Annotated in this window: 16 protein-coding genes; 13 read left to right on the forward strand and 3 right to left on the reverse strand. The window is 70.2% G+C overall.

The window, feature by feature from the left end; all coding sequences use genetic code 11:
• Window positions 1–25: 25 nt before the first annotated feature.
• The 6 genes from IT355_17965 to IT355_17990 all read left to right on the forward strand — a co-directional run bounded on the left by IT355_17965 (window position 26) and on the right by IT355_17990 (window position 6,487).
• Window positions 26–754 carry a hypothetical protein gene (locus tag IT355_17965; protein ID MCC7055165.1) on the forward strand — a complete coding sequence of 243 codons (729 nt, stop codon included), beginning with the start codon at window positions 26–28 and terminating at the stop codon, window positions 752–754.
• A complete protein-coding gene (locus IT355_17970) occupies window positions 751–2,127 on the forward strand; it encodes a sigma-54-dependent Fis family transcriptional regulator (GenBank protein MCC7055166.1) in 1,377 nt (458 codons plus the stop codon). Before IT355_17965 ends, IT355_17970 begins: the two co-directional genes overlap by 4 nt.
• Window positions 2,127–2,846: a GNAT family N-acetyltransferase gene (locus IT355_17975; GenBank protein ID MCC7055167.1), complete on the forward strand. Its 720-nt coding sequence runs from the start codon at window positions 2,127–2,129 to the stop codon at window positions 2,844–2,846. Before IT355_17970 ends, IT355_17975 begins: the two co-directional genes overlap by 1 nt.
• Before the next feature lie 185 nt (window positions 2,847–3,031).
• Window positions 3,032–4,516 carry an aldehyde dehydrogenase family protein gene (locus IT355_17980; GenBank protein ID MCC7055168.1) on the forward strand — a complete coding sequence of 495 codons (1,485 nt, stop codon included), beginning with the start codon at window positions 3,032–3,034 and terminating at the stop codon, window positions 4,514–4,516.
• Window positions 4,517–4,753: 237 nt separating this feature from the next.
• A complete protein-coding gene (gene lepB / locus IT355_17985) occupies window positions 4,754–5,524 on the forward strand; it encodes a signal peptidase I (protein MCC7055169.1) in 771 nt (256 codons plus the stop codon).
• Window positions 5,525–5,626: 102 nt separating this feature from the next.
• Window positions 5,627–6,487 carry an RNA polymerase sigma factor RpoD/SigA gene (locus tag IT355_17990; protein MCC7055170.1) on the forward strand — a complete coding sequence of 287 codons (861 nt, stop codon included), beginning with the start codon at window positions 5,627–5,629 and terminating at the stop codon, window positions 6,485–6,487.
• 39 nt (window positions 6,488–6,526) lie between these two features.
• Here IT355_17990 and IT355_17995 read toward each other — a convergent pair whose 3' ends face one another.
• On the reverse strand, window positions 6,527–7,486 hold the full coding sequence (locus IT355_17995) for a prephenate/arogenate dehydrogenase family protein (protein ID MCC7055171.1): 960 nt from the start codon (window positions 7,484–7,486) through the stop codon (window positions 6,527–6,529).
• A gap of 155 nt (window positions 7,487–7,641) precedes the next feature.
• Here IT355_17995 and IT355_18000 point away from each other — a divergent pair, with 155 nt between their 5' ends.
• The 4 genes from IT355_18000 to IT355_18015 all read left to right on the forward strand — a co-directional run bounded on the left by IT355_18000 (window position 7,642) and on the right by IT355_18015 (window position 12,048).
• The gene (locus IT355_18000) at window positions 7,642–8,142 is read left to right on the forward strand and encodes a YajQ family cyclic di-GMP-binding protein (GenBank protein ID MCC7055172.1); all 501 of its coding nucleotides are present in this window, start codon (window positions 7,642–7,644) and stop codon (window positions 8,140–8,142) included.
• Window positions 8,139–9,116, forward strand: coding sequence for a pyridoxal-phosphate dependent enzyme (locus IT355_18005; GenBank protein MCC7055173.1), 978 nt, complete (start codon window positions 8,139–8,141; stop codon window positions 9,114–9,116). The genes IT355_18000 and IT355_18005 overlap by 4 nt, the downstream gene beginning before the upstream one ends.
• Window positions 9,117–9,271: 155 nt before the next feature.
• Window positions 9,272–10,195, forward strand: a complete 924-nt coding sequence (locus IT355_18010) for a hypothetical protein (protein MCC7055174.1) — start codon at window positions 9,272–9,274, stop codon at window positions 10,193–10,195.
• Window positions 10,196–10,329: 134 nt separating this feature from the next.
• Complete coding sequence (locus IT355_18015) at window positions 10,330–12,048, forward strand: hypothetical protein (GenBank protein MCC7055175.1); 1,719 nt, start codon at window positions 10,330–10,332, stop codon at window positions 12,046–12,048.
• 74 nt (window positions 12,049–12,122) lie between these two features.
• Here the strand turns inward: IT355_18015 and IT355_18020 are convergent, their stop codons facing one another.
• Together IT355_18020 and IT355_18025 are read right to left on the reverse strand one after the other, a co-directional pair.
• On the reverse strand, window positions 12,123–12,938 hold the full coding sequence (locus IT355_18020; protein MCC7055176.1) for a carboxypeptidase regulatory-like domain-containing protein: 816 nt from the start codon (window positions 12,936–12,938) through the stop codon (window positions 12,123–12,125).
• 65 nt (window positions 12,939–13,003) lie between these two features.
• A complete protein-coding gene (locus IT355_18025) occupies window positions 13,004–13,957 on the reverse strand; it encodes a GNAT family N-acetyltransferase (protein ID MCC7055177.1) in 954 nt (317 codons plus the stop codon).
• Between the two features lie 112 nt (window positions 13,958–14,069).
• Here IT355_18025 and rimO point away from each other — a divergent pair, with 112 nt between their 5' ends.
• Genes rimO through IT355_18040 form a run of 3 tightly spaced genes read left to right on the forward strand, consistent with a single transcriptional unit; the run spans window position 14,070 to window position 17,840 of the window.
• Entirely contained in the window at window positions 14,070–15,464 is a 1,395-nt protein-coding gene (gene rimO / locus IT355_18030) for a 30S ribosomal protein S12 methylthiotransferase RimO (protein ID MCC7055178.1), read from the forward strand.
• Window positions 15,461–16,750, forward strand: a complete 1,290-nt coding sequence (hemL, locus tag IT355_18035) for a glutamate-1-semialdehyde 2,1-aminomutase (protein MCC7055179.1) — start codon at window positions 15,461–15,463, stop codon at window positions 16,748–16,750. The genes rimO and hemL overlap by 4 nt, the downstream gene beginning before the upstream one ends.
• Window positions 16,725–17,840, forward strand: a complete 1,116-nt coding sequence (locus IT355_18040; protein ID MCC7055180.1) for a SpoIID/LytB domain-containing protein — start codon at window positions 16,725–16,727, stop codon at window positions 17,838–17,840. Before hemL ends, IT355_18040 begins: the two co-directional genes overlap by 26 nt.
• Window positions 17,841–17,865 lie beyond the last annotated feature (25 nt).

Below are 17,865 nucleotides of genomic sequence, written 5' to 3' on the forward strand. Positions count from 1 at the left end.
CCCGGTGGCCCGGCCAGGTCACCGCATGCATCCCGCATCCCCGTTCCCGGAGCCGTCTGACGTGTTTGGCTGCCTGCGTCGCTTCATCAGCCTCGTGATCCTCGCGGTCGTCGCGGTCGCGGCGTTCGCCACCCGCGACCTGTGGCTGCCGCGGGTCCGGCAGGCCTTGGGTGACGGGGGGCGCGCGCCGGGCACCGCCGCAGACTCCAGCGGCGCACCCGCCGACACCGGCTGGAAGGCTCTCTCCTTCGTCGATGCCGACAAGGGGCGACGCGCGCTCGATCGCATCGCCCGGAAGAACGGCCCCGCCTACGTCAGCATGACGGCCGCCGACTTCGCCGCCGCCGTCCTGGACTCGCTTGGCGCACAGCTCCCCGCCAGCGCCGACAGCGTGCAGGTCCGCGCCGTCGGCAGTGAATTCCAGATCCGCGCCACCGTCCGGCTGGGCGACCTCGGCGGCCGCGCCGTCCTCGGTCCGCTCGCCTCGATGGTCGGTGATCGCGAACGGCTCACCCTCGGCGGATCACTCGAACCCGGTGGCACCCCCGGGGTAGCGCAGTTCAGGCTCACGCGCGTGAAGATCGGCGACTTCCCGATCCCGGCGCCCGTCGTGCCGAAGCTCGTCTCCTCGCTGAACCGCCGCCCCCCGGCCCCCGGCATCGATCCCGCCGCCATGGCCATCCGGCTGCCCGCCGGCGTGGGTGACATCCGCGTCGCCCAGGGGCGCATCACGATCTACCGCGCCACACCGTGAACCGTCGCATTCTCGTCATCGATGATGAAGCCCCCATCCGCTCCGCCCTCGGCCAGCTCCTCGAGTACGAGGGCTACGAGGTGCGCACCGTCAGCAACGGCGCCGATGGCCTGACCGAGTACGACCGCTTCCGGCCGCACCTCGTCTTCAGCGACGTGAAGATGGCCGGCATGGACGGCCTCGACGTCCTGCGTGCACTCCGGGCCCGGGACTCGCGTGCCCTCGTCGTCATGATCAGCGGCCATGCCACGCTCGCCACGGCGGTCGAGGCCACGCAGGCCGGCGCCTACGACGTGATGGAGAAGCCGCTCGACACCGATCGGATCCTCGTGCTGCTGCGCAACGCGCTTCGCCACCTCGACCTCGTCGAGGAGAACGCCACCCTCCTCGAGCAGCTCGATGCGCGCCGCGAGATCGTGGGGCAGAGCCACGCCATCACCGCACTGCTCGAGCGGGTGGACAAGGTCGCCGCCACCCCGGCACGCGTGCTCATCACGGGCGAGAACGGCACCGGCAAGGAACTCGTCGCCCGCGCCGTGCACCGCGGCTCGGCCCGTGCGAAGAAGCCGTTCGTCGAGGTCAACTGCGCGGCCATTCCCGGGGAACTCATCGAGAGTGAGCTCTTCGGACACATGCGGGGCTCGTTCACCGGCGCCATCGCCGACCGCCCCGGCAAGTTCGAGCAGGCCGACGGCGGCACGTTGTTCCTCGACGAGATCGGCGACATGTCGCTCGCCGCGCAGGCCAAGGTGCTCCGCGTGCTGCAGGACGGCGTCGTCACCCGCATCGGCGGCTCCAAGCCGGTCCAGGTCGACGTCCGCGTGCTCGCCGCCACCAACAAGGAACTCGAGCACGAGATCGCCGAGGGCCGGTTCCGCGAGGACCTGTTCTACCGGCTGAACGTCGTGCCCATCAGCGTGCCGGCCCTGCGCGAGCGGCGCGAGGACATCCCGCTGCTGATCGCGTTCTTCGTGCAGCAGATGGCGCAGCGCGACGGCATCGCCCCACGGCGCTTCGCCCCCGAGGCCATTGCCGCGCTCACGGAACTCGACTGGAGCGGCAACGTCCGCGAGCTGCGCAACACGGTCGAGCGGCTGCTGATCCTCGCCGGCGGCGACGGCATCACCGTGGCCGACGTGCACCGCCTCGTCGGCCGCCCCAGCGCCGACACCGCCGGCCTCGGGGCGCTCATGCAGTGCAAGAGCTTCGAGGACTTCAAGCTGGCCGCCGAGGAGGCGTTCCTGCGCGTGAAGCTCCGTGAGCACGACTGGAATGTGAGTGAGACGGCCCGCGCCCTCGACATGCCGCGCTCCAACCTGTACAAGAAGATCGAGCGCTACGGCCTGGTGCGCGCCGGCATGGCCGCCACCTGATGGCACGCGTGAACCGGTACGGCCAGGCCATCGGTGATGCCGTCCTGAACTGGGCGCCGCCGCCCGCGCCGGAGCGCACCCCCATCCGCGGCACGCGATGCGACCTCGAGCCGCTCGACATCGAGGCGCACTGCGATGCGCTGTACGAGGCCAACGCCCGCGGCGACGGCAGTGCCTGGACGTACCTGTTCGCCGAGCCCCCGGCCTCGCGCGAGGCGTACGCGGCGTACCTCGCCGACAACCTCCTCGGGCTCGACCCGCTCTGCCACGCCATCATCGACCGCGCCAGCGGCGCGGCGGTCGGTGTTGCGAGCTACCTGCGGATCACACCGGCCCACGGCTGCATCGAGGTGGGCCACATCAACTTCTCGCCGGCGCTGCAGCGCACCCCGATCGCCACCGAGGCGATGTACCTCATGATGCGCCACGTCTTCGAGCTGGGCTACCGGCGCTACGAGTGGAAGTGCGACGCGCTCAACGCGCCGTCGCGCGCCGCCGCGCAGCGGCTCGGGTTCTCGTTCGAGGGGGTCTTCCGCAAGGCGATCGTCTACAAGGGCCGCAGTCGCGACACGGCCTGGTTCTCGATCACCGACGACGAGTGGCCGGCGGTGCGCGCCGCGTTCGAGCAGTGGCTGGCACCGGGGAACTTCGACGCGCACGGGTCGCAGCGGGTGCAACTCCGGTGGCTCACGGCGCCGCTCCTCCGGGCCGTCGGCTGAGCGGCGCCGGCGCATCGCCCGGAACCGGCAGTCGCCGGACCGGGGCGCGGGGCGCGGGGCGCTGGGGCGGGGGGCGGTGGGCGGTGGGCTGAGGGGCGACGGGTGGCGATGGGTGTTCGGCTATCTTTGAGCCTGCCGTGCCGGCGACGACTGCCCGGCCCGGGACCTTCCATCCCAGTGCCTCCATGACCGATTTCCAGAATTACATCGCCGGCCAGTGGGTCGCGCCGTCCACCGGCGCCTGGTTCGAGAACCGCAATCCCGCCGACACGACTGACCTCATCGGCCGTTTCCCGCGATCCGCGCCGGCGGACATCGACCGGGCTGTCGCCAGCGCCGTGAAGGGCTTCGCCGCCTGGAAGCTGGTGCCGGCACCCGCCCGGGGTGACGTCCTGCGCCGCGTGGGAGACCTGCTCACCGCCCGCAAGGAAGAGCTGGCCGACCTGATGACCCGCGAGATGGGCAAGCCGCTGGCCGAGACCCGCGGCGATGTGCAGGAGGGCATCGACACGGCCTATTACGCCGGCACCATGGGGCGGCAGCTCTTCGGCCACACGGTGCCGAGCGAGCTGGCCAACAAGTGGGCCATGAGCTTCCGCCGCCCGATCGGCGTCTGCGGCCTCGTCACCCCGTTCAACTTCCCGCTGGCGATCCCCACCTGGAAGAGCTTCCCGGCGCTGCTCTGCGGCAACTCGGTGATCTTCAAGCCGGCCGAGGACGTGCCGCACACCGTCGCGGTGCTGGTGGAGATCCTGCTCGAGGCCGGTGTTCACCCGGAGGCGGTGCAGCTCGTCCACGGCCTCGGCGAGGAGGTCGGCTCCGCCCTCGTCTCGCATCCGGACGTGCCGGTCATCTCATTCACGGGCTCCACCGAGACGGGGTCCCTCGTGGGCGAGACCTGTGGCCGGATGCACAAGCGCCTCTCGCTGGAGATGGGCGGCAAGAACGCCCAGATCGTCCTCGACGACGCCAACCTCGACCTGGCCCTCGAGGGGGTGCTCTGGGGTGCGTTCGGGACCACCGGGCAGCGCTGCACGGCCACCTCACGCCTGATCCTGCAATCCGGGATTCACGACGCCTTCCTCGACCGCCTCGCCGCGGCGGCCTCGAAGCTGCGCCTGGGCGACGGCCGCAAGGCCGGCACCGACGTGGGGCCGCTCATTCACGCCGATTCCCGCGCCAAGGTCGAGCGCTATGTCGAGATCGGGAAGGCCGCGGGGAACACCCTCGTCACGGGAGGCCGGGCCGCCACCGGCGGGGCGCTGGACAACGGGTTCTTCTTCGAGCCCACGATCTTCGCCGGCGTGAAGCAGGGCGACCGGCTCGAGCAGGAGGAGATCTTCGGGCCGGTCCTGAGCGTCATCCGCGTCGATGACGCCGACGAGGCCTTCCGCGTCAACAACGGGGTGAAGTACGGGCTGTCGTCGTCACTTTACACGTCGAACGTGACCCTGGCCTTCCGCGCCCTGAACGAGTTGGACAACGGCATCACCTACGTCAACGCCCCCACCATCGGCGCCGAGGCGCACATGCCGTTCGGCGGGGTGAAGCAGACCGGGAACGGGCACCGGGAAGGGGGGTGGGAAGTGTACGACTTCTACTCCGAGACGAAGGTCGGGTATGTGGACTACTCCGGGCGCCTGCAGCGCGCGCAGATCGACAACTACTGACCCGCGTGCGCAGGGCGGTGCAGGATTTCGCGCTGCCCTGCGATACTCGGGTGTGTGCCGGTCCGGGGGCCGGTCGTATGCTGGAGCGATCCCCGGACCGGTGCGCGCCCGGCGCCTGACTTGCGGCCTGTCGCGGAGCAGGGTTGCTTTTTTCGCTGGAAGTCGGACGCAGACGCATGGCACATGCGCCGCCGGCTCCGAGTCACCATCCGCCGGACCCCCGTCCCGCAAGCCGTCATGGACCTGAACACGCCAAGTCAGGCACCACCGCGCGCGATCTCCGAGGCGGAGCGTCGCGACGCCCTGCGCCGCGTGAACCGGCGCGGGCTTGCCTGGGCGTGGGAGTGGGCGAAGTCCTTCAGCGTGACGGTCCTGCTCATCCTGATCGTCCGCACCTTCCTCATCGACATCTTCCGCATCCCGTCGAGCAGCATGGAAGGGACGCTGCTGGTCGGTGACATCCTCTTCGTGAACAAGCTCGCCTACGGCGCCGAGGTGCCGTTCGCCGCCACCCGGCTCCCGCCGGTGCGGGTGCCGCAGCGCGGGGAGCTGATCGTGTTCAAGTGGCCGCTCGATCACTCGAAGGCCTTCGTCAAGCGCCTCGTCGGCCTGCCTGGCGACACGATCGCCATGCGCCACGGGCGGCTGCTGGTCAACGGCGTCGCGCAGCGCGAACAGTTCACGCGCCGGATCCCGGGCGTGGCCGACCCGATGGCGGTCGAGTTCGACTGGCTGCGCCGCGCCCTGCTGCCGGCGGCCCACGCCTCGCCCGGCGCCCACCCCACGCGCAACACCTGGGGCCCGCTCGTCGTGCCGCAGCACAACTACTTCATGCTCGGCGACAACCGCGACAATTCCTCCGACAGCCGCTACTGGGGCTTCGTCTCCGATTCGCTGCTGCTCGGCCAGCCCCTGCTCGTGTACTACAGCATCGTCCCTGATTCCGTCGCACACGGCTCGTGGCTCTCGCGCGTCCGGTGGCACCGCATCGGGGAACTCGTGCGGTGATCGTCAGGCCGCACGCCTGACGCAGTGAACGACACACGGTCTCGCGGACTCCCTCCCCTCCGCGCGCCGTGCCATCCTCGTCGTGCCAAGGAGTTGTGTCACATGCCGGTGTCCCGCCGTACCAAGCTCGCCTCCGACGAAGGCTCGCTGGACCAGTACCTCAAGGACATCAGTCGCTACCCGCTCATCACCCGCGAGCGGGAGGCGGAACTGGCGCGCGCCATCCGCACCGGCGACCGCGAGGCGCTCGACACCCTCGTGCGCTCGAACCTGCGCTTCGTGGTGTCGGTTGCCAAGAAGTACCAGAACCAGGGCGTCTCGCTCTCCGACCTGATCAACGAGGGCAACCTCGGCCTGATCCGCGCCGCGCAGAAGTTCGACGAGACCAAGGAGATCAAGTTCATCTCCTACGCCGTCTGGTGGATCCGGCAGGCCATCCTGCAGGCGCTGGCCGAGCAGAGCCGGATCGTGCGCGTGCCGCTGAACCGCGCCGGCGCGCTGCACCGCATCGGCAAGCGGGCCAGCGCCATGGTCCAGGAGCTGGGTCGCGAGGCCACGCACGACGAGATCGCGAAGGACATGTCGCTGCCGCTCGACGAGGTGTCGCTCACGATGGGCATCGCGCAGGGCCACATCTCCCTCGACTCGCCCGTCACCCCCGGCGAGGACAACCGCCTCAGCGACTACCTCGCCGACACGGAGCACCTGTCCCCCGAGGAGGAGATGCACGAGAAGGCGATGCTGGAGACCGTGGTCGCCTCGCTCGGCCGCCTCAAGGAACGTGAGGCGCGCATCCTCCGCATGTACTTCGGCCTCGACGAAGCCGAGCCGCTCACACTCGAGGAGATCGGGCTCAAGCTCGGCATCACCCGGGAGCGGGTGCGCCAGATCAAGGAGAAGGCGCTCAGCCGGCTGCGCCACGTGAGCAACGCCCGCGCACTCGAGAGCTTCTACGTGTCGTGACGCGCGCGGCGCCGCAGGCCGCGGTGCGCGGAGGGCGGCTCAGCCGCCGGCCGGCCCCTGCCGCCCGAAGTCGGCGGCCGAGGTGTCCTGCCCCTGCTCGACGATCGACCGACGGATGGCGCGCGTGCGGCTGAAGAAGGCGAACAGGCCGTCGCCGTCGCCGGTCCGGATCATCCCCTGCAGCGCGTCGAGGTCGCTGGTGAAGCGCTCGAGCATCTCCAGCACGGCGTCCCGGTTGTGCAGGAAGATGTCCCGCCACATCACCGGGTCCGACGACGCGATGCGCGTGAAGTCGCGGAACCCCGAGGCCGAGAACTTGATCACCTCGGAACGCGTCTCGTCGCCGAAGTCGTCGGCGGTGCCCACGATGTTGTAGGCGATCATGTGCGGCAGGTGGCTGGTGAGGGCCAGCACGCGGTCGTGATGCTCCGGTGCCATGGTCGCGACGCGCGCGCCGAGTCGGTGCCAGAACCCGGCGACCAGTGCCACCGCACCCTCCTCCGCGCCGTCAGCGGGCGTGAGGATGCACCAGCGGTTCCGGAACAGGGTGGCCAGGCCGGCGTCGGGCCCGGAGAACTCGGTGCCGGCGATCGGGTGGGCCGGGACGAAGGCCACACCCGGGGGCAGGTGCGGCGTCACCTGCGCCACCACCGACGACTTCACCGACCCGGTGTCCGACACGACCGTGCCGGCCTCGAGGTATGGGGCGATCGCCGCCGCGGCGGCACCGCTGGCGCCCACGGGCACGCAGAGGATGACCAGGTCCGCGCGGTGCAGGGCCGCGGCGATGTCGCCGTCGGCCACGTCGGCCAGGTCCAGCGCCCTGACGCGCGCCATCACCGCGTCCGAGCTGTCGAGCGCGACGATCGTGTGCGCCGCGCCGCTCGCACGTGCGGCGAGCGCGATGGAGGCGCCGATCAGGCCCATCCCCACCAGCACGAGCTTCCCGGGTGTCGGTGGTGCGGCCAGCGGTGACTCGGCCAGCGGTGACTCGGCCATCGGTGCGGTGGAGTGGCAGGTGGGTACGGCGACGGGCCGGAGCCGGTAGTCTACTGCGGACGCGCCGCCGCGTACACGCTGCGATTTCCGTATCTTTGTGTCCTGCCCCGCACGGCGGGGGCACCGTCACACCACGACCCCGGATGGGCACCCACATGGCCGAAACCAATTCATTCGACGTCACCACCAGCGTCGACCTGCAGGAGGTCGACAACGCCGTCAACCAGGCGAAGAAGGAGGTGGGACAGCGCTACGACTTCAAGGGCGTGATGGCCGAGATCGAGTTCAGCCGCGCCGAGTCGAAGATCGAGCTCAAGAGCAACAGCGACATGCACATGGAGTCGATGTTCGATGTGCTGCAGGCGAAGCTCATCAAGCGCGGCGTGCCGGTGAAGAACCTCGACGTCGGCGACGTCAAGCCGATGGGCGGCGACACGCTGATGCGCACCATCAACCTGAAGATGAACCTCGACGGCGACACCGCGAAGAAGGTCGCCGCCGCGATCAAGGCCGCGAAGCTCAAGAAGGTGCAGGCCGCGATCCAGGGGGACCAGGTGCGCGTGACGTCGCCCTCGCGGGACGACCTGCAGGAGGCCATCGCCCTGCTGCGCAAGGAGGACTTCGGGGTCGAGCTGCAGTTCGGCAACTTCCGGTGAGCCTCGTCGAGGCACGCCGGCTCACGCCGGAGGGCATCGCCCGTGCGGCCGCTGGGATCAGTCCCGTCTTCACCCACACGCCGCTGGTGCGGCACGACGATGTCGATGCCTGGCTCGGCGCGCGGGTGATGGCGAAGGTCGAGACGCTCGGACCGCTGCGGTCGTTCAAGGGACGCGGCGGCGACTGGTTCATGCGGCAGCGCCACTCCACGGATGCGGTGTGCGCCGCGTCGGCCGGCAACTTCGGCCAGGCCCTGGCGTATGCCGCACGCGAGGCGGGTGCCCACTGCACCATGTTCGCGTCGGTGCACGCCAGCCCGCTGAAGGTCGCGCGGATGCGCGCGCTGGGCGCGAACGTCATTCAGCGCGGCGCCGACTTCGATGCCGCCAAGGACGCCGCGCGCGACTACGCGCGCGAGCACGGCATCGAGTTCGTGGAGGATGGCAAGGCGCTCGCGATCACCGAGGGGGCGGGCAGCATCGGTGTCGAGATCGCGAACGCCACCACGCTCGACACGCTGCTGGTGCCGCTCGGCAACGGCGCGCTGCTGGCCGGCGTGGCGACGTGGATGAAGCATGTGTCGCCCGCCACCCGCATCGTGGGCGTGGTGGCGGCGGGTGCGCCAAGCATGCTGCGGGCGCTGACGGGCATCCAGGTGGACCACACCGTGCCGGTGCAGACCATCGCGGACGGCATCGCGGTGCGGGTGCCGGTGGAGGAGGCCGTGGACGACCTGCGCGGCCTGTTCGACGACCTGGTGGCGGTGGAGGAGGGGGCCATCACGGCAGCGATGCGTGGGTTGCTGTCCCACCTGGGCCTGGTCGTCGAGCCGGCGGGCGCGGTGGGCGTCGCCGTGCTCGTGTCGGCGCCGCACGGCACCTATGGGGAGCGCGTGGGCACCATCCTGTGCGGTGGCAACGCCACGCTGGAGCAGCTGCACGCGTGGGATGTGCTGGCGCTGCCGGTGGGGTAGGCGCCGCCCCGTTCAAGGGGACGGGGATCTTGAACGCGAGGGAGTTCAAGGGGACGGGGATCCGGAAGGGCCGCTGTGACCGAGCCACGGGACGCGTGGTAGGCGCTCCGTCACCTCGTACCAGTCCGCCGCCACCTCGCACACCCGGGGCACTCATGTCGAGTCCGTTCGTCAGCTTCTCGCCGATCCTCGCACTCGTCGGGGCATTGCTCCTGGACGGCGCTGCCGGCCCGCTGTCGCCGCCGGATGCGCCGGCCCCGGACGCTCGCGCCGTCGAGGTGCAGCGGATCCGCGCCCACTTCGACAGTGTGCTCACCGAGCTGCCGTCGCACGACCTCTCGGCACGCTCGCCGGCGCAGCGGGCCAGTCGCGACCGGCTGCTCGGTACCCTGCGCGCGTATCGCGATGCCGGTGCCTTCCCGCACAACTACGACTTCCCGGATCGGCCGACGCCGTACTTCATCGACCGGAAGACCGGCGTCCTCTGCGCCGTCGCGCACCTGCTCGCCTCCACCGGGCGCCGTGACATCGTCGATCGCGTGGCCGCGGCGGACAACAACGTGTGGGTGCCGCAGCTCGCGGGTGACACGGCGTTCGTGCACTGGTTGTCGGACAACGGCCTGACGCTGGCCGAGGCCGCGCGCATCCAGGTGCCGTACATGGGGCCGACGCCGGATGTCGGGCCGGCCATCCAGAACGATCGTGGCTCAGCGTACGTGATCGGTTCAGCCGCGGCGATCGGTGGCAGCATCGCCACGTCGCTCTGGTCCACGCGCGGCAACGCCGATGGGCACCGCGGCCTGAGCAACATCGCCGGGTTCGGGGTGAGCGCGGCCAGCCTCGGCCTGGTGGTCGCTGGCGCCTTCGATCGCGCGGCGCCGCGACCGGCGGTGACGGCGTCGCTGCTGGCGGCGGGGATGAGCGCATACTTCTCCACCCGCGGCCTGCTGCGACACAGCGCGTATCGCACGGCGCAGCGGGACGCCGCACGACGGGCGCCGGTGGGTGCCTCGATTGCGCCGATCCTGCCGGTGGCGGGGGTGAGCGGTTCCGGACTGGCGGTGCGGCTGACCTTCTGACGCGGGGCACTCGGTGGGAGTGTCGCTGCGGCGACGGCCACCTCCCGCCACCGACCCTCCCGCCACCGACCCTCGCGCTGCCGTGCGCCGGACGTACTCTTGTCACGAGAGCCGTTCGCCGCCCCGCATCCGTGATGCCCATGTTGCCGATCCGCCTGCTGCTCGCCCGTTCGTTCGCCATCAGCGCGCTGGCGCTGTCGCCGCTGACCGCACAGGTCCGCGTGACCCTCGCCAGCGGTGCGGCAACGCCCATGGATGGCCGGCTGCTGCTGATGATCAGCACCGACTCCACCGCCGAGCCGCGCTTCCAGATCAGCGACGGCCCGCGGACCCAGCTGCTCTTCGGCAGCGACGTGACCGGCTGGGCACGCGGTTCCGCGCGCACCATCGACGTCCGCGCGAACGGCTACCCGCTGCCGTCGCTGCGCGCCGTGCCGCCGGGTCGCTACTGGGTGCAGGCGGTGTTCAACGTGTACCAGACCTATCGCCGCGCCGACGGGCATGTCGTGTCGCTGCCGCCGGATCGCGGTGAAGGGCAGCAGTGGAACACCAAGCCCGGCAACCGCTACAGCACACCACGCTGGGTGACATGGAATGGCCGCAGCGTCGTGCCACTCACGCTCGACCAGGTGATCCCCGAGATCACGCCGCCGAAGGACACGAAGTACGTGCGCCACGAGCGCATCCGCAGTGAGCTGCTGTCGAAGTTCTGGGGCACCGATGTCTACATCGGCGCGCATGTGCTGCTGCCCGAGGGATTCGACACGCATCCCGAGGCGCGCTATCCGCTGGTGGTGTACCACGGCCATTTCCCGGCCGACCTGGGCGGCTTCCGCCCCGAGCCACCGGACACGACGCTGAAGCCCGACTACAGCGATCGCTTCCGGCTCACCGGCTACAACCGCATCCAGCAGCAGCTCGCACACCAGTTCTACAAGGACTGGACCGCGCCGGGATTCCCGCGCGTCCTCATGATCGAGATCCAGCATCCCACGCCGTACTACGACGACAGCTACGCCGTGAACAGCGCCGCACAGGGGCCGTACGGTGATGCGATCGTGCGCGAACTCATCCCATTCATCGAGCGGAAGTACCGCGGCATCGGCCAGGGCTACGCGCGCTTCACGTACGGCGGCAGCACCGGGGGCTGGGAGGCGATGGCGTCGCAGGTGTTCTATCCGACCGAGTTCAATGGCGCGTGGGCGGCCTGTCCCGACCCGATCGACTTCCGAGCCTACACCGTCGTCAACCTCTACGCCGACACCAACGCGTACATGCTCGACAGCCGCTGGAAGCGCACGGCGCGCAGCGGCCAGCAGGACTACCTCGGCCGTCCGACCGCCACCCTGCAGGAGATCGCGCAGCACGAGATGGCGGTGGCCAGTAAGGGACGCTCCGGCGGCCAGTGGGACATCTGGCAGGCCACCTTCTCCCCGCTCGGCGCCGACGGCTACCCGAAGCCCATCTGGGACCGCCAGACCGGCCGCATCGACCGCAGCGTGGCCGACTACTGGCGCGAGCACTTCGACCTCACGCACATCGTGAAGCGTGACTGGAACACGCTCGGCCCGGTGTTGCGTGGAAAGCTGCACATCTACGTCGGCGACATGGACAACTACTACCTGCAGAACGCCGTCTACCTCGCGCAGCGCGACTTCGCGGCGCTGCAGAACCCGCTGGCCGAGGTGGAGTTCGCATACGGCGACCGCGCCGAGCATTGCTGGAACGGCGATCCCACGCGGCCGAATGCCGAGTCGCGGCTGCGGTATCACCAGATGTTCATCCCTCGGATCATGTCGCAGATCCGGAAGCATCATCCGGCGGATGTGGACACGCTGAGCTGGCGGTACTGAGCGGTGTCGGGGGGGGGACGGGCGGCGTTCCGGGTCCCCGTCCGCTCGAACCCCGGTCGGCGACCGTCAGGCGCCTACTTCGTCCAGATCAGGATCACCGCGCACGCATCATCCAGGTACTCCCCCGGAATCTTCGACGGACCGACGTACACCTCCATCAACTGGATGCTGGCCACGGTGATGTCCTTCAGCACCGTCGCCGCATCGATGTTGTTCCCGTTGCCGCCCTCCACGGCATGGTGACGCGAACTGGTCGGGTTCTGGCTCTCGTCGGACCCGTCGCCGGTGCGTGTGAAGTTGTACTTCGTCCAGCGATTGCCGTCGACCCAGACCTGTACCTTCTGGTCGTTGGAGAGCTCACGACAGCGCGCGAACTCCACGCCACGATCCGTGACGCGTGCACCGGGGACCAGCGCGAGGACGTCGAGCACCTGCAGGACGCCGAGGCTGTCGATGCGCTCCCGCGTGAAGTACCGCCCGGTGCCGCGCGCCAGTCGCTTGTATGGATCAGCGAAGCGTGCGGGATAGGTGACCTGCTGCCCGCTGACGGTGATCGTCGCCATCCGTTCCGCGGTGGGCTGCAGCGCAACCGTGAGCTGCAGCGACTGGCCAGCGGCGAGCATGACGCGCTGCATTGCCGGTTCCACGCCAAGGCGCCGCAGCCGGAGCACGTGTTCACCGGCGGCCAGGCCGCTCAGGCGAAATCCACCGCTCGAATCACTGCGCGTGGCGTGCCCGCCCGGCTCGAGCGTGATCTCGACGTCGGCCAGCCACGCTGCGGTGTCGCCGATGACGTGCACGCGACCGGCGATGGCCGCCGTCTGCGCGGACAGCAGGGGAGCCCAGCTCAGCAGCAGGGCTGCCAGGCGTGCCAGGATGCCTGTTGACATCACTGCCTCCCGTGAGGAATCCCACTTCGTTTCGCGTTCCATGTTGCCACGTGGGCACGCGGTTGTCACCCCAGCGACAACACCCTCAGCCGCAGCTCCCACTCCTGCCGGTGCATCGCCCGTCCGTACCCCACGTGCGGCGACTCCCCCGTGTGGTTGAAGCCGGCCCCGTGCACCAGCAGCCGCGCCGTCTTCATCGGGTCGAAGAGCTCCACCCGCAGCGTCGCATACCCCGCCCGCGTCGCGAACTGGATCGCCTCAGCGATCAGCCGCCGCCCGATGCCGATGCCACGCGCCTGGCTCTCCACGTGCAGCAGCGACAGCCGCGCCACCTTCGCATCCGCCCGCTCCACCAGCACCCAGCCTACCACCACCCCGTCGCGCTCCGCCACCCAGGCGCAGTCACGCTCCGCGTCGAACTGCGACAGGAACGCGGCCGACTTCTCCAGCCGCGCGATCTCATAGGCCGCGTTGAACTCGAACTCCTCCATGACGGACGCGATCGTGCGCTGCGTCACGTACGCGATGTCGCCCGGGCGGTGCGGGCGCAACAGCCAGGGCGCGGGATCACGCGCCGGCACGTCGGTGCCGAACGCCCCTTCGATGCGCTCCATGGCATCGAGCAGCGGCGCATGGATGTGCGTGGGCAGCGTCCGCACGAGCGCCGCGTACCGCGCCGTGGTGATGGCCTCGATCGTCCGGACCTCGGCACGGCCCGCCTCGGTCAGCGACAGGGGCTGCTGGCGGCTGTCACTGGCGTCGGCGGACTTTGCGACGATCCCCGTCTGCTCCAGCCGGCGGATCACCCGGCTCAGGTAGCCCGCATCCAGGCCAAGGCCGCGACTGAGCGCCGTCACCGTCCGCGCCTCACTCGCGGCAAGCTCCGTCAGCACCCGAATCTCGGTGGCGGAGTAGCTGCTGCCGGCCGGGCCCGCTTCCAGCGCGCTCAGGCGCTGCCCGAAGAACCGGGTGAAGCGGCGGATGGCGGCAATCTTCTGTTCGAGGCCAAGCTGGCTCATGCGCGCGAGAGCGGGAGTTTGTTGCCGGTGGCACGTGAATATATGCCTGCGGCTCGCATCGTTCTGACGCCCGTTCGCTTCCGGCCAACCCCGGCGCCGGTAAGTTCACCCCATGAAAATCGGCTTCATCACGCTCGGCTGTGACAAGAACACCGTGGACACCGAGCGCTACCTGGCTCAGCTCGCTGCCTACGGAGGTGAGCACACGGATGATCTCGCCCTCGCGGAGGTCATCGTCGTCAACACCTGCGGTTTCATCGACGCCGCGAAGAAGGAGTCGATCGACGCCATCATCGACGCCGGTCGGTACAAGGTCGAGGGCGCCTGTCAGGCCGTGGTCGCCCTCGGGTGCATGGTCCAGCGCCACAAGGATGAGCTCGCCGAGGCCATCCCCGAGGTGGACCTCTTCCTGGGCACCACCGACGTCGACCGGCTGATCCCCGAGCTGCAGCAGCGCGGGCTGGTCGATGCCGCGCCGATGCCCCATCCCGGGGAGCGCGTCTTCGCCGGCGACGCACCACACGTGCGCTACCTGAAAGTCAGTGAGGGGTGCGATCACGGCTGCGCATTCTGTGCGATTCCGCTCATGCGCGGCAGGCATCGCAGCTTCGCGCTGGAGGATGTGGTGCGCGAGGCACAGCTGCTCGAGCTGCAGGGCGCGCGCGAGGTGAACCTCGTCGCCCAGGACCTTGCGCACTACGGACGCGACCGGCGCGATGGCACCGCGCTCCCCGAGCTGCTCGAGGCGCTGCTGCGCGAGACGGAGATCCCCTGGTTCCGGAACCTCTACCTCTACAACGCCGGCATCACCCCGCGCCTGCTCGATGTCGTCGCGAACAACCCGCGCATCCTGCCATACCTCGACATGCCGGTGCAGCATGGCAGCGATGCGGTGCTGACCCGCATGCGTCGCCCCGAGCGTCGCACGGTCGTGGCCGAGAAGGTGGCGCGGTTCCGCGATGCCGTGCCGGACCTGACGATCCGCACCACCTGCATCGTCGGCTTTCCCGGTGAGACCGACGAGGACTTCGAGATCCTGCTCGACTTCCTGGCCGAGATGCAGTTCGATCGCGTGGGGGCGTTCACGTACAGTGCGCAGGAGGGCACCGCCGCCGCGCTGCTGCCCGACGACGTGCCCGACGAGGTGAAGTACGAGCGGATCGACGCGTTGCAGCGGCTGCAGGGCGGGATCACGGCCGAGCGCTACGAGCGGCACGTCGGGCGCACGGTGCACCTGCTGGTCGACCGCGCCGGCACGGACGATCAGCCGGCCGTCGCGCGTGCGCCGTGGCAGGCCGACGACATCGATGGCGTGACCTACGTGTACACCGATGCCCCCGCCGGGTCGCTGGTCGAGGCGGAGATCGGTGAGGTGGTGGACGACTTCGACTTCATTGCATCACCCACGGGCCTCGTGCTGCTGCCGCCGGCGAAGGTCATCGCCGCTGCCGCATCGCGCACGTTGCCGTTGATGGGCACATCCACGATCGGGAGCTTCGGACGATGACGGACTTCGTGTCGGCGCAGTCGCATGCCATCATGGCGCGTGCGCGTGAACTCTTCCCCGGTGGCGTGAACTCGCCGGTGCGTGCGTTCGGCGGCGTGGGTGGCGAGCCGTTCGTGGTGCAGCGCGGCGAGGGGCCGTACATCTGGGATGCCGACGGCAATCGCTACATCGACTACGTGCTGAGCTGGGGCCCGCTGGTGCTGGGGCATGCCGCGCCGGTGGTGCTCGACGCGCTGGACGACGTGATGCGGCGGGGCACGAGCTTCGGCATCCCGACCGGCCTCGAGGTGCAGCTCGCGGAGCTGATCGTGCAGCGCATGCCGCACATCGAGATGCTGCGCTTCACCAGCAGCGGCACCGAGGCGGCGATGAGCATCGCGCGTGTGGCGCGCGCGGCGACGGGACGCGATGCGATCCTCAAGTTCGAGGGATGTTATCACGGCCACGCCGACTCCTTCCTCGTGAAGGCCGGCTCCGGTGTCGCGACGCTCGGCCTGCCGAACTCGCCGGGCGTGCCGGCGGCGCTGGCGGCGATGACGTACACGGCGCCGTTCAACGACCTGGACGCCGTGCGCGCCATCGCGACCCAGGTGCCGCTGGCTGCGATCTTCCTCGAACCGATCATCGGCAACGCCGGCTTCATCGAGCCGGTGCCGGGGTTCATCGCGGGCCTGCGGCAGATCGCTGACGAGACGGGGGCGCTGCTGGTGTTCGACGAGGTGATGACCGGCTTCCGCATCGCGTGGGGCGGGGCGGTGGAGCGCTTCGGTGTCACCCCGGACATGACGGCCTTCGGGAAGGTCATCGGCGGCGGGTTGCCGGTGGCGGCCTACGGCGGACGGCGGGAGCTGATGCAGCAGGTGGCGCCGAGCGGGTCGGTGTACCAGGCCGGCACCCTGAGCGGCAACCCGCTGGCCATGGCCGGAGGCCTCGCCACCCTCACCGCCCTGACCCCCGACCTCCACCGCATCATCGAGCGCCGGACCTCGGCGCTGGTGCAGGGGATGCGTGACATCATGGCCCGCGCAGGCGTCCCTTTCACGGCGTCATCCGCCGGCTCGATGTGGGGCTTCTTCTTCCACCCCGGGCCGGTCACGACGTTTGCCGAGGCCCGTCAGTCGGACGTGGCCCTGTTCAACCGGTTCTTCCATGCTGCCCGGGAGCGCGGTGTGTACCTCGCACCGTCGGCCTTCGAGGCGGCATTCATGAGCGCGGCCCACGGTGACGACGTCGTCGCCGACACGCTCGAACGACTTGCCGATGCCATCACCGTCGCACGCACGTAAGCCCTTCCCCCGCCACGCCCTGTCGCGCCGCGCCCTGCTCGGCGTGGCGCTCTGCACCGGCACGGCCCTGCCCCCGCACACCGACCGTGCTGTCCACACGCTGCCGGCTGCGGCGGCGGCGCGGCAGGATGGTCGACTGACGATCCGCGTCCTGCTCGGCCGGACGACCGCGGCGCCCGCCGGCGGGATCCTGGGCACCGCGGTCTGGAACGGCCGGCGCTACCGGGGCACCATCGACTTCGTGCCGGACGGTGGCGGTGTCGCGGTGGTCAACCGGGTGGACCTCGAGGAGTACCTGCGCGGCGTGCTGCCGGGCGAACTCGGGTCACGCGACCCGCGTGACCGTGCCGCGCTGCAGGCGCAGGCGGTGGCGGCCCGCTCGTACGCCGCGGCGCGGATGGCCGAGCGGCGTGCCCTGTACGACGTGACGGCCACGGTCTCGGATCAGGTGTATGGTGGCCTGTCGGCCGAGAAGCCCGAGACCGACGAGGCCGTGCGAGCGACCCGCGGCCTGGTGCTGACCTGGTCCGACCAGGTGATCTCGGCGCCGTACCATTCGCAGGGCGGGCCGATCACGGCGGCGGCGGAGGAGGTGTTCTGGAAGCAGCGGAGCGGCACACCGTACCTGCGGCCGGTGGATGACCGTGTGCCGGGCGGCGGCTGCTTCTGCGACGTCGGGGGCGGCCGGGAATGGGAGCGCCGCTTCTCGCTCGACGACATTTCCGAGTTGCTGGCCCGGCACGGACGGTCGGCCGGCGTGTCGGGTGGGGGGATGGTGCATGCGGTGCGCGTGACCGCACGCGGTCCCTCCGGTCGCGTGACCGAGCTTGTCATCGAGACGGCGGCGGGCCGGGCCGTGCTCCACGGCAACGACATCCGGTTCGTCCTCCGCAGCGGGGGGGCCATCCTGCCCAGCACCAACTTCTCGATCGAGCAGGCCGGCCCGCAGGTGGTGCTGCGCGGCGTCGGCAACGGCCATGGCGTGGGCATGTCCCAGTGGGGGGCCATCGGGCGGTCGCGGGCGGGGCAGGACGCCCGGGCGATCCTCGCGGCATATTACCCGGGCACGCGGCTCGCCCCACTGCTCTAGGCCGCGCGCGGCACCGCGCCGACCA

The organism is Gemmatimonadaceae bacterium (assembly GCA_020851035.1).
Classification (GTDB): Bacteria; Gemmatimonadota; Gemmatimonadetes; order Gemmatimonadales; family Gemmatimonadaceae; genus JACMLX01.

Coding starts and splice junctions, on each gene's coding strand:
- IT355_17980 (MCC7055168.1), top strand. CDS start 3,032: ATGACCGATTTCCAGAATTACATCGCCGGCCAGTGGGTCGCGCCGTCC.
- lepB (MCC7055169.1), top strand. CDS start 4,754: ATGGACCTGAACACGCCAAGTCAGGCACCACCGCGCGCGATCTCCGAG.
- IT355_18040 (MCC7055180.1), top strand. CDS start 16,725: ATGCCATCACCGTCGCACGCACGTAAGCCCTTCCCCCGCCACGCCCTG.
- rimO (MCC7055178.1), top strand. CDS start 14,070: ATGAAAATCGGCTTCATCACGCTCGGCTGTGACAAGAACACCGTGGAC.
- hemL (MCC7055179.1), top strand. CDS start 15,461: ATGACGGACTTCGTGTCGGCGCAGTCGCATGCCATCATGGCGCGTGCG.
- IT355_17975 (MCC7055167.1), top strand. CDS start 2,127: ATGGCACGCGTGAACCGGTACGGCCAGGCCATCGGTGATGCCGTCCTG.
- IT355_18000 (MCC7055172.1), top strand. CDS start 7,642: ATGGCCGAAACCAATTCATTCGACGTCACCACCAGCGTCGACCTGCAG.
- IT355_18025 (MCC7055177.1), bottom strand. CDS start 13,957: ATGAGCCAGCTTGGCCTCGAACAGAAGATTGCCGCCATCCGCCGCTTC.
- IT355_18010 (MCC7055174.1), top strand. CDS start 9,272: ATGTCGAGTCCGTTCGTCAGCTTCTCGCCGATCCTCGCACTCGTCGGG.
- IT355_17965 (MCC7055165.1), top strand. CDS start 26: ATGCATCCCGCATCCCCGTTCCCGGAGCCGTCTGACGTGTTTGGCTGC.
- IT355_18015 (MCC7055175.1), top strand. CDS start 10,330: ATGCCCATGTTGCCGATCCGCCTGCTGCTCGCCCGTTCGTTCGCCATC.
- IT355_17990 (MCC7055170.1), top strand. CDS start 5,627: ATGCCGGTGTCCCGCCGTACCAAGCTCGCCTCCGACGAAGGCTCGCTG.
- IT355_17995 (MCC7055171.1), bottom strand. CDS start 7,486: ATGGCCGAGTCACCGCTGGCCGAGTCACCGCTGGCCGCACCACCGACA.
- IT355_18020 (MCC7055176.1), bottom strand. CDS start 12,938: ATGTCAACAGGCATCCTGGCACGCCTGGCAGCCCTGCTGCTGAGCTGG.